Here is an 11,428-nt window from a genome sequence, read left to right on the forward strand (position 1 = left end):
ATTTTTGCCCTCTAGTTCTTCAGTCCGTTCTGCTACCCGTCTTTCCAAAGTCTGGCGAGCGAACTCCAATTCTTGAGTATAATTTGCAACTCGTTGAATGAGGGTGTTGAAGGAAATCGCTAATACTCCAACTTCATCTTGAGTAAGGACAGGAGCTTGCAGGTCAAAATTAGCTTCCTCATTCGCTTGAGTCACTACTTTAGTAACTGCTTCAATCGGATGAGCGATCGCGCGACTGGTATAAATGGCGATCGCGGTTGCGATCGCACTCGACAGTAGCATGGCAGCGATCGTAACCTGGGTTCCTACCTTTTCTGCCTTTTCTAGACCCTCATAGGCTTCTTCTTCTGCCTTGTGAGCGTTTGTAATTAAGATTTCTACGTCTTCTGAAAAGTTGTCAAACTCAGTAGCTACTTTATTATTCGTAAAAGCGATCAGTACCTGCTGTGCGGCTGAAACATCCTGCGTTTTTAAATTCAACTCATTAATTTTTTTAAGGAGAGATTCTACTTGCTGAAAGTAACTTTCTACCGGATTCTGGTTATTTTGAAGAAATTGCTTCAAATCCCGGCGATTAGTTCTATCTGCTAAAGCTCTGATTTCAGATAGCCGATTCTCAACCTCCGCTTTATGCTCCATGAAATGAGCATAGTGTTCCCTAAATACCTCTGGTTGCGATATTAAAGAAATAAATTGTTGCTGGTGGTTTCGTGCCTCTAGGACGTTAAACCTCAAGTCATTGAAAAGAAGTGTTTCCTTATGTACCCTCTCTAGATTCTCCCTAGATTGATCTTCATAGTAATAATCTCCTACCGTACGTCCTATGGCGGTTCCTACAATCGCCACAGCCAGAGTTAGGGCATATCCAAAACCAATTTTCTTTCGGATACTGAGACGATGGAGCAATCGGTTTGCCCAGTCTGGAGAAGGTTCTGGGGGTCTGAGTTGGCTTTGTGGCTCAGACTTAGCAGCAACGACCCGTTCGTGTGGGGTAAAGCTAGCGTCTGGAGATGGCATAGTCGAAATTCCAGTGGGATACTCAATGATAGTTTTCCCTTAAAAATATTTAATCTAACAATAGATAAATATTAGATTTTGTCTGACCTAAGCCGCTAATGTTTATTTCTTACCTACTTCCTTAGCTTTCGCAAAGCTAAACTAACTGGTTGATTAAACTCCCGCCTCTAACAACAAGGGTTGGATTGTCTCCCAAGTTAATCCTTGCTCTATATACTGGGGAGTTTCGGGATTGTAAGGGGAAAGAACTCTATCAATAGAGATAATCGATGCCTTATCTGGTAGCACCGGCACATCCGGATCGAACGCTGTTGGGCGCATCAAAGAACTAGAATATCCTTTAAAGATGGCAATTTTGTCTTCTTCTCCAGCAATTTCAGCCGTGACAACCAGGACTTCATGAGGGCGCTTGGCGGTGTATCGCTCTAGACGCTGCCCAACAGCATTACTCATATTTGATGCGGGGTGTAAAAGGTTAAGGACAAACAATTAAAAAGCCAAAATTAAAAAATCAATATTTTTTAATTTTTAATTTTTAATTGTTTTTACTGTTCCATTGCTGAGCGTCCCTCCTTGCCCAGCCGGATCAAGACAAAATAACTCAAGTAAAGTACATAAATCACCAATCCCACCATCGCCAAAAAGCCTAAAAATCGAGGTGTATAACTGGGATGGAAATACTGTTTGTACATCCTAGGTGCTTCTAACCAAACGTCACAAAATGGTTTCTGGATTGCTCCTGGGGAAAATGCACAAGACAGGAAAGGAAGGAAAGCTAAAGCGCCCAATGTTAAATAAACACTGACAGCCCAACGCCACGCTGTTAGCACTAGCTTTAGAGGACGCAGTGGTTGATCGTCAATTTCATCGTTGATATCTACCCAAAACCAGAGTGATATGGGAATCAACAGGCGGGCAAAGAAAGACGACACGTAGGAAATAGGCCATCCAGCAATCATCAAGTAAATTGTAATCGCCAGTAGACTAGAAACCCGCCAGTAGATGATTAACAAGCGCACCATTGCATCGGCTTTCTGGATAAAAGCCCAGATCAGCAGAATCAGCGGAATGATAACAGTAAATAGTAGCGCTAGTCGGTAGTCCATCCAAACTAACGGTCGAAACCAGAGGTTGTCATTGTCCATTGGCTGTGTATGGCAGAAAGGGGAATTTTACCCACTCATTTTAACTGTCTAGGTGCAACTGCCACTCAACGAATCTCGTTGCTCTAATTGCCTGCAACAGCTCCCTACACTTGAGGAAAGGGAATTTTTTCTCTTTCCCTTATCTTTACTTTCCCGCTCCAAAACTGCTTCTTTTTCACTTGTGGGGGCAGGGAGCTTAGATTCGTTTCCCGATTGCTCAGTAGGGGCAGGGAAACCCCTGCGCTACTTTTTTGGCTTACGCGAGAAGCCGCTTCAGAGCGATCGCATCTGTCGCATTCAAACAAGTATTCGTATAAATAGCTACACAAAACAAAAAAACAAGCAACTCGAACGACTTCAATCAGGTTCTTGTTGCTTGTTAAGTGCCGGAAATTTATCCGGTGAATTTGTGCGGCGAACACCAGCTCGGGCTGGTGACATTTAGCACCAGATTAAATTATTCTTCGTAGACCCGGCACTCATCTGCTCCTGGGTTAGCGTCACAATACCGCTCCAAAGAATTCTTCGGCTTGGTGTCCCGCTGATGGGATGCTTCTGCTTGCAATTCTTCAACGGCATCCCAGGCAGCCGCACACTCACCGGAACCTGCGCCCTTTGTATCGCACACAGTCCGGGCTTGCTCGCGCTCTTGTTCAATTTGGTCTTGGATGTTGCTCATAATTCTCGTCCCCGTTTCTTGTTTTAATTCAGGAAACCTGGTGAATTTCGACCGTTATCGGTAATCTCCAATCAGGTGTTCTGCTCGCTGACTCTAAGTTTTCAGTCGTTCTTTCTTTGTCATATCAGCAAGTGACAGCACCTGAACAGGATCGATCTTTATCTTTTAAGATTTGGTCGTTTCTGACTCACCGAGGTGCCAGTATACACTTAACCGGCTAATCTATGGTTATCTTCACCATATTAACTAATGTTAAGGCGCTACTGCCACTCGCCAACTCCTCCCCTAGGGTTGAAGTAAGGGACTCTACAACCTGTGCCTTGCGAGTGTTAGGGTAATGATAAGGCTTTGATACCCTGCCAATCCGCCCAAGAGCATTGGCTTACAAAAGCGCATTTTTGTGTAATCCCTATGGCTAAGCAGATCAAGTGGACGAACGCCTTATCAACCCGTCCGTCTTTGGAAGCGGCAGTGGCAGAAGTGGTTGAACGTACGACTCTGGCGTTGCAGGCATCGGCTGACTTGGGGCTGGTGTTCATCTCGTCTGCCTATGCGAGTGAATATTCACGGCTGATGCCATTGTTGCAAGAACAACTTAATATCAAAGCGCTGATTGGCTGTGGTGGCGGCGGCATCATTGGCATGAATTCGCAGGACGAAGTGGAAGAAGTCGAACAAGAACCCGCATTAAGCCTTAGCTTGGTTCATCTTCCTGGAGTCAATGTTCGCGCATTTGAGATTTCTAGCGATGCTCTGCCTGACCTGGATAGCTCACCGGATAATTGGGTTGACCTGATTGGCGTATCACCCGCTGATGAACCCCAGTTCATCTTGTTAGCCGATCCTTTCTCTTCCAAGATTAATGACTTACTTCAAGGACTGGATTTTGCTTATCCAGGCTCGGTGAAAGTGGGGGGACTGGCTAGCACTGGCAGTTTGGGTAACAACACGGGTTTATTTTGTAACTACCAGCTCTACCGCGAAGGAACGGTTGGCGTCGCTTTAAGCGGCAATATTGTAATGGAAACAATTGTGGCACAGGGCTGTCGCCCGATTGGGAAGCCTTATCGAATCACGAAAGGAGAACGAAATATTCTTCTGGAACTGACTCCCCAAGAGGATAGTGCCAATGTGAATGACTGTGCCGGAAAATCTGGGACGCCTCTGGAAATCTTACAGGATTTAATCGAGAATTTGAGCGAGGCAGACCGACAGTTAGCACAGCATTCGCTGTTTGTAGGCTTAGTGGGGGACGAATTTAAGTTAAACCTGGAGCCGGGAGATTTTTTGATCCGCAACTTACTGGGCGTAGATCCTAGAGTGGGGGCGATCGCAATTGGCGATCGCGTCCGCCCCGGTCAGCGCATCCAATTCCACCTCCGAGACGCCCTAACCTCCGCAGAAGACTTAGAACTCCTCCTCCAGCGCTATCAAAAACAGGCACCTAACGATTCTCCATCTGCCGGTGCTTTGATGTTCTCCTGCCTGGGGCGAGGAGAAGGGCTTTATGGGCAGCCTAACTTTGACTCCGAGCTATTTCGTCGCTATCTAAAAGACATCCCCCTGGCGGGTTTCTTCTGTAATGGTGAAATTGGCCCTGTAGGAGGAAGTACCTTCCTGCATGGATACACTTCAGTCTTTGGTATTTGTCGCCAAAAATAAATTGATTACAGTTTGGAAACTTTATACCTCAAGACGGGGAACAGGTAATTCCTGAAAAAACAATTACCGATTACCAGTTCCCAAACTATTTGTTTCACAATTCCGGCACAGTTAAATTAAATGTTGCTGGAATCGGTAAGTTTAAGACCCCCAACTTTTACTAAATTCTCAGCCGTACCATTGCGTTTGGAAACAACCTTAGCCGGTACACCTACAGCAACCGAATAAGGAGGAATATCTTTAGTTACGACTGCGCCTGCACCGATGACACTACCCTTACCAATCGTGACTCCATCCACGACGGTTACTTTGCTTCCCAGCCAACAATCATCTTCAATCACAATTCCCTTGCAGGTATCACCTTGGCTGACAATCGGACTTGTGGCATCGGCAAAGTTATGATTGCTAGCATAAATGGTGGTATGCGAAGAAATTAAACAGTCTCTGCCAACTTTGATTTGACTGCCAGATAAACAAGTGTATGGACCAACATACGTATTGTTTCCAATTTCAATGCAACCTCCAGGCATAACTTTGATATCAACACCACGGTCGAGCCTAACCCGCTTTTTCAGACAAATTTTACTGTTTTGACCACCAGCATATAAATAAATATTTCTGCCTAGGGACACCTCCTCTTCAAGATAAATTCGACTATTCTGGTCGCCGCTTTCTAAGAGAGTTCCCCGAAAAATTTTAACTTTATCTCCAATTTCAATACAACCAGCGCGAATAAACTCAACACCTGGTTGAATCAAAACAGACTTACCTATACGGCCTAAAATACTCCGGTAAAAAAAGTTTCGCAGTTTTAAACCGATTGATAAGGGGAACCACCCAAAAAATGTAATGAATAAAGATTCTTTCTGACGGTTCCATTGGGAAGGATAACGGTAATTTTGAATGTCCATTGCTGTTTCTGTCAAATCTGATTTGGGTAATAACAGATATCAAGCGATCTGTAACAGGAATTGAGTTTTGCTCAGCAGCAGGAAGGCTATTTAAAATAGCCTTCTCAATTAAATTGTTAAGAGTCTGCAACTAAAATTCCCTGTTTTATTTCGCGTTCGCAAACGCTATTTCGCTGAGAAATCACCCTAGCAGGAACACCAACTGCAACTGAGTAAGGGGGAATATCTTTGGTTACAACTGCGCCTGCGCCGATGACGCTTCCCTTTCCAATGGTGACTCCATCCAAGACTTTGACTCCACTGCCTAGCCAACAGTCATCTTCAATCACAATTCCTTTGCAAGTGATACCTTGCTTCCAGATATAAACTGTAGGATCTGCAAAGTTATGATTGTTGGCATAAATTCCTACGTGTGATGCGATTAAACAGAATTTGCCAATTTTGATATGACCTGGGCCACCTAAACAGGTGTAGGGAGAAATATGCGTTCGTTCCCCAACTACAATATTGCAGTTACCTCGTTCGGTAACATTAATATCAACGCCTCGATCGAGGCATACTAAATCTCCCAGAGAAATCTTACTGTTTTCGCCGCTAGCGTTTAGGCGAACGTCTCGAAGAATTTTGACATTGTCTCCAACTTCAATAGAAGAAGCATTCAACAATTCAACTCCACTTTGAATGTATAGAGCTTTACCTACCCGACCTAAAATTGTTGGGTAGAGTAGTCTTCGCAGCATCGTACCCAACGGTCGCCGAATTCCTCCTATTAAGGTAATTAAGAGGAATTCGTTCATCCGCGACCACCGGGAATGTGATAAAGATTGAAATTTTTCAGCACTTATGTTGTTAGTCATGGTAAATGCACTCCAAAATCATCCTAAGGAAAACTAACATTTGATGATTTGTAGGAGTAACTATCTCTTGAACGAAATCAGTACAGCTTCAGCAAGCTTGTCTTTGACTTCAAGCCATCAACCTAAGGTAGCGAGCAGAGGTAAGATTCTATGAAAAAGCTGGAGTTGTTGTTAACTTACAGTCATTTCAAAAGTAATGCCCGTTCGATACAACAGACTCTTACTCGTGTTAGTTTCAATGCCCCCAAACCCCAGGAAGCTTAGAAGCCTAAGCTATAGGCTTTAAAGATAGTTACTATGAGCAAGCAAAATTTTCACTTATGCTTACTAAAATCCTGAAAATTTTAGGAAACTAGCTTAGTTTCTTTTCACTGCGATCGCCTAATCGTCTGGCATCGCCTCTAAACCGCCTTAACTAAGGAGGAGTATCTCCAACTTCAGCCATCACATTAAATTCCACCATCGGTGCAAACAACATGGCACTTCCGCGATGGCTATGACGACTTTCTTCTATCCAGTTTCGTTGGTCTACTACTAAGGTCACGATGTAGAGCGTGGATTTAGAGACTTGTATCTAGACTGAGAATGAGCTTAAGCAATGCTATGGCACTTTAGAGACACTTTACTGAAGGTAAAGATTGAACAGCATCTTACTAAAGATAGATCAAAGAGCTGATGAATTAGGTTATAGAGATAAAGTTGTGTAATTGTCAATGAGGGCGGGGGTGCCATCGGGAGCGATCGCGCCAAATGACTCGAAATAACGCTTTGCGACTGGGGGGAAGTGGGAGAAATCAAATAAAGCATCCCCCTTGGCAACATCTGCCCAGAAATAGCGTAAATTGGAGGCGAGTCCCTCTGCCTCTGTCATCGGGATATTTAAGGGTGGCTCAGTCAGCAACTTGAGCATGAAGGGAAGCGAGCGATCGCCCATCCAATCTCGTGAGAATTGTGGCAGCGTTGGGAAATGGGGGACAGATTCCACCCGATGCGACTCAATCTGCAAGGATTTTTTGCCTTGGTTATCGGTGCGGAAGTTCAAGCTCCGGTAGGGATGAGGATAGCTAACCAGAGAACCTGTCGTGATTTCATAAACACCGCGATCGCGAGCAATATCCTGAATATGCAAATGCCCTGTAAAAATTAGATTTACCCCCGCCTCGCGGAGCATTTGCAGCAGCACTGGCGCATTCTCTAACATATACCGATGCCCTAGCTGGTGGGTGGATTGTCCGGGTAGATGCTCGACGACGTTGTGATGCACCATCACCATCACTAACTCATCATTAATCTCTTTGAGATGTTGTTGCAGCCATGCCAACTGAGCATCATCCAAACGCCCTATCTGTTTCCCGCGATCGCTAAAATTATTGGAATTCAGCCCAATTAAACGCACTCCGGGTAGAATTTGAGTCGTGTAATACAGTTGCTCCGGATGCTCGTAGCCAAACTGTTGGTAATAGCGGGGAAACTCTTGGAGTCCAATGGCGCTATCAGTAGGGAGTAAACTGGGTACATCATGATTCCCCGGCACCACGTAGACGGGGAAAGGGAGCTTCAAGAGGCGTTTTTGCAGCCAAGCATGATTTTCTGGTTCCCCATCCTGCGTTAAGTCTCCCGGTATCAACAGAAAATCTAAGTTGAGTTGTTCCAGATGTCTCAGTACAATCTCCAATGCTGGGATGCTGACTTCTACCATGTGAAAACGGCTGGGATGATCCGTAATCGTGTCAGGAAGTGCAATGTGTAAGTCGCTGATGACAGCAAAACGAAAATTGAGACTCATAGCGCCAACGCAAAAATGGATGAGGGAATGTGATAATAGCGATCCCCGTCGATCATAACCTTTGGTACATTCTCTTCCGCACGCGAAGCAGTTAGTGCGCCAAGTTCGCATCAAAACCTAACCCTCAACCTCCTTCCCTACCAGGAAAGGGAGGCGAAATGCGCTCTGGAGGCTAAAATATTCCTGTTTCTTCTCCTTGTAGGAGAGAGTTAGGGAGAGGGAAAAACTTTGTGTTGAATAATATTAGTTACTAAATCGCTAACATCCAAAAAAGGAGTTTCATATTGTCACCCGTCCGAGTTCGCCAACACGTTAATCCACTTTCCGCCAAGTATCAAACGCCGGTAAATCCTCCCGACTGGCAGAATATTTATGCCGATCCGACAAAGCCGCTGCATTTAGATATTGGTTGCGCTAAGGGGCGGTTTTTATTGAAAATGGCGACGGTAGAACCCGATTGGAATTATCTGGGTTTAGAAATTCGAGAAACGTTGGTAGAAGAAGCCAATGAATGGAGACAGCAGGCGCAATTAGAAAATCTTTACTACTTATTTTGTAATGCCAATAACTCATTAAATCCTATTTTGAGTTCCTTGCCAGTCGGCACCTTGCAGCGCGTCACCATTCAATTTCCCGATCCGTGGTTTAAAAATCGACACGCCAAACGCCGCGTGGTGCAGCCAGAAATGCTCGAAGTTTTGGCAAAGTACCTGGTTAGTGGAGGAGTAGTTTGTGTTCAGTCAGATGTTGAGGCGATCGCAGTGGAAATGCGCGATCGCTTCTCCTGTTCCCCAGCCTTTCAAAGACAGGGAGGCGATGACTGGTTAGACACAAATCCCCTGCCAGTGCCAACTGAGCGCGAAATCAGTACCCTTTCTCGCGGCGAACCCGTTTATCGCGCTTTATTTATCAGGAGTTGAATTTTGAGGGTTGAGTTTTTAATGATTAGAAAAAGAGAGCATTTTCAAACTCATTACTCAACCCTAAACCTTCCAGACTTTCCTAAATCCAATTCGGCACCCACTGGCGTAACCAAGGTGGCACAGACCGAACATTGAAGCGCGGTATCAAGATTTGATAATCCCTTGGAGATAAGGGCAAACCTAAATAGATTGGCATCCAGAACACAAAAGCTGCCAAAATCGCAAAAATTACTGTCAGCGCGATCGCTCTTAATTCACGCGCCGGACTTTGCAGCCACCTATCAACAATCCAGGCAAGCGCCAACCCCGAAAACACAGACGCTCCCATGTAATGGTACAAAAACGTGCAGCGAGTTACCCGCACCCAAGGCAGCACATTCGCCAACCAGTTTAGAACCAAGTACAAGGCAATCCAAGTTGAAACGCTTGGAGTAAATTTCCACCCTTTCCCAGTCAAAAAGTATTGAGCTAGCAAAAACAGCAGCAGCAAAATTGCCGCCGTTGAAAGAATCCACAGCACTGGATTCCCCATCGCGTGGACATCGTAAATCACGTTACCCACCCCTTTCGGTAAAGGTGGAAGTGCGGGTACCGCTGTATTCGTATTTTGAGCCGTTTGGTAAAAGTACGCCACCGGGCGCAGCATCAACAGCCAGGTATACCATCTGGAGCAGTAAGGATGAATTGTCGGCCCATCACCCACTCGTTGATGGTATGCCAGAATTTGCCTTTGCACCTCCCAAAATCCAAATTCTGGGTTGAGTTGAATGTGAGGAATCCAGATAACGGCGTAAAAAAGGAATGGGATGATTCCTAAATTCACTAAAATGTGCAGTAAATTTAGCTGGGTCAGGTTTTGTAACGGGGTCAGAGTCAGGGCTGAGGAGCTAGGACGGAGGACTGAGGACTGAGGGCTGAGGACTGAGGAGTCAGGAGTCAGGACTGAGGAATCAGGAAAAAATCGCCTCTGCTCCTCCGATCCTTGACTCCCAGGTTCTCCGGTTTTTTTGCTCGCTTTTTCGGATGCCTGTTGCACCCATTGCATCGCCCAGGCAAAACCCCACATAAAGTAGGCACCTAACAGAAACCACAAGCCATTCCACTTGATAGCCACGGACGCCCCGAAAAAAATACCGGCGAGCGCTAGCCAAAACCAGCGTTGCATCGCTTGATTCGCGAGACTTAATAAGAAAAACCACTGCCCCATCAGTCCAAAAATAACTAGATAAACGTTATTTAGGGCATAGCGCGACTCTACAAGGAATAAACCATCAGCGGCAGCAAAGATAGCAGCGATTAACGCATAGCTGCGCCGATAAGTGAGTTGATAGGCAATTCCCCCCAGCACTAAGGGAATAAATGAGCCAGTCAGCGCATTTAGCCAACGGTAACTCCAAGGCGAATGTAGAGAACCCGTCAGCCCATTCATCGTATCTTTCCCGAAGGGTAAGCGATCGCCTATCCACATCCCCACGGCGATGATGTACTTGCTCAAAGGGGGATGCCCATCAAAAAAGGGAGTCCGGGTTAAATAGTTGTTGGCAAACTTCGCATAGTAAACTTCATCAAACACTAAAGTATTAAATCGTTCCAGCCCCCAAAAACGCAGGGCAAGCGAAACCAAGAATACGCCAGCCATTCCAATCCAGAACCACCGTTGGCTGATAGAACGTTTGTTAAACAAGAACATAAAAACCTGCTCAAACGCTTCAAGGCATTTCCAAACTGTGTAGCATCATCCCAAAAATTTCTCAATAAAACTTTACTCTGAGTAGAGTGCGTGTCAGACAAAAAAATGAACAAGGATGAGTTGAGCAAAACTGAAGTCGTTGCCAGTCAAGGATCTTCGCCCCCGCCGACCGGGTGGCAGGGTGCGATCGCGCGATTTTTTAAATTTGAGGAATTCCACACCAACTTTCGCACCGAAGTGTTGGCAGGCGTGACCACGTTTATGACAATGGCATATATTCTGGCAGTCAATCCGGGAATTTTGTCAAATGCCATTTTTCTGGAAAAACCGCAAGATTTATTTGGGGAGTTGGCGATCGCAACCGCGATTTCCAGCGCCATTGCGACCTTGATGATGGGATTAACGGCTAATTATCCGTTTGCCTTGGCACCGGGAATGGGACTCAATGCCTTTTTTGCCTTTTCTGTCGTTTTGGCACTGAAAATTGATTGGCGAGTTGCCCTCAGCGCCGTTTTGATCGAGGGGCTAATTTTCATTGCCTTGACGCTATCAAGTATTCGCAGCCAAATTATCCGCGCCATTCCTGAATGCCTCAAACAAGCGACAGCGGCGGGAATTGGTTTATTTATCGCTTATATTGGCTTGGCTGGCGATCCGAAAACGGGGGGTGCGGGGATTATTGTGGCGAACCCCGTCACGAAAACCGCCTTGGGAAACTTGCAACAGCCGCAAACACTGGTAGCGATCGCGGGGATTCT

General features: G+C 45.5%; 12 protein-coding genes. 3 read left to right on the plus strand and 9 right to left on the minus strand.

Annotation, left to right across the window (positions count from 1 at the left end; all coding sequences use genetic code 11):
- The 4 genes from H6F50_RS17765 to H6F50_RS17780 all read right to left on the minus strand — a co-directional run.
- On the minus strand, positions 1-1,017 hold a 1,017-nt coding region (locus tag H6F50_RS17765; RefSeq protein ID WP_190429720.1), incomplete at its 3' end, for a HAMP domain-containing protein.
- Positions 1,018-1,170: 153 nt separating this feature from the next.
- The gene (locus tag H6F50_RS17770; RefSeq protein ID WP_190410415.1) at positions 1,171-1,470 is read right to left on the minus strand and encodes a hypothetical protein; all 300 of its coding nucleotides are present in this window, start codon (positions 1,468-1,470) and stop codon (positions 1,171-1,173) included.
- 92 nt (positions 1,471-1,562) lie between these two features.
- Positions 1,563-2,162 carry a DUF3177 family protein gene (locus tag H6F50_RS17775; RefSeq protein ID WP_190410416.1) on the minus strand — a complete coding sequence of 200 codons (600 nt, stop codon included), beginning with the start codon at positions 2,160-2,162 and terminating at the stop codon, positions 1,563-1,565.
- A gap of 457 nt (positions 2,163-2,619) precedes the next feature.
- On the minus strand, positions 2,620-2,841 hold the full coding sequence (locus H6F50_RS17780) for a Calvin cycle protein CP12 (RefSeq protein WP_190429721.1): 222 nt from the start codon (positions 2,839-2,841) through the stop codon (positions 2,620-2,622).
- 411 nt (positions 2,842-3,252) lie between these two features.
- Here H6F50_RS17780 and H6F50_RS17785 point away from each other — a divergent pair, with 411 nt between their 5' ends.
- The gene (locus H6F50_RS17785) at positions 3,253-4,503 is read left to right on the plus strand and encodes an FIST N-terminal domain-containing protein (protein ID WP_190429722.1); all 1,251 of its coding nucleotides are present in this window, start codon (positions 3,253-3,255) and stop codon (positions 4,501-4,503) included.
- 116 nt (positions 4,504-4,619) lie between these two features.
- On the opposite strand, the gene H6F50_RS27670 is transcribed toward H6F50_RS17785, so the two are convergent.
- The 4 genes from H6F50_RS27670 to H6F50_RS17800 form a co-directional block, all read right to left on the minus strand.
- Positions 4,620-5,429, minus strand: a complete 810-nt coding sequence (locus tag H6F50_RS27670; protein WP_277879358.1) for an acyltransferase — start codon at positions 5,427-5,429, stop codon at positions 4,620-4,622.
- Between the two features lie 101 nt (positions 5,430-5,530).
- Positions 5,531-6,271 (minus strand): acyltransferase, encoded by a 741-nt coding sequence (locus H6F50_RS27675; RefSeq protein WP_190429723.1) that lies wholly within the window; start codon positions 6,269-6,271, stop codon positions 5,531-5,533.
- Between the two features lie 415 nt (positions 6,272-6,686).
- Positions 6,687-6,815, minus strand: coding sequence for a hypothetical protein (locus tag H6F50_RS27680; protein WP_277877460.1), 129 nt, complete (start codon positions 6,813-6,815; stop codon positions 6,687-6,689).
- Between the two features lie 141 nt (positions 6,816-6,956).
- A complete protein-coding gene (locus tag H6F50_RS17800) occupies positions 6,957-8,057 on the minus strand; it encodes a metallophosphoesterase (RefSeq protein WP_190429724.1) in 1,101 nt (366 codons plus the stop codon).
- Positions 8,058-8,341: 284 nt separating this feature from the next.
- Here H6F50_RS17800 and trmB point away from each other — a divergent pair, with 284 nt between their 5' ends.
- Entirely contained in the window at positions 8,342-8,977 is a 636-nt protein-coding gene (gene trmB, locus H6F50_RS17805) for a tRNA (guanosine(46)-N7)-methyltransferase TrmB (RefSeq protein WP_190410421.1), read from the plus strand.
- Positions 8,978-9,059: 82 nt separating this feature from the next.
- On the opposite strand, the gene H6F50_RS17810 is transcribed toward trmB, so the two are convergent.
- Complete coding sequence (locus H6F50_RS17810; protein WP_190429725.1) at positions 9,060-10,670, minus strand: phospholipid carrier-dependent glycosyltransferase; 1,611 nt, start codon at positions 10,668-10,670, stop codon at positions 9,060-9,062.
- Positions 10,671-10,775: 105 nt separating this feature from the next.
- Between H6F50_RS17810 and H6F50_RS17815 the strand changes: the two genes are divergently transcribed.
- On the plus strand, positions 10,776-11,428 hold a 653-nt coding region (locus H6F50_RS17815), incomplete at its 3' end, for an NCS2 family permease (RefSeq protein WP_190429727.1).

The sequence above is a fragment of the Coleofasciculus sp. FACHB-712 genome, from assembly GCF_014695635.1.
In the GTDB taxonomy this organism is placed as follows: Bacteria; Cyanobacteriota; Cyanobacteriia; order Cyanobacteriales; family FACHB-T130; genus FACHB-T130.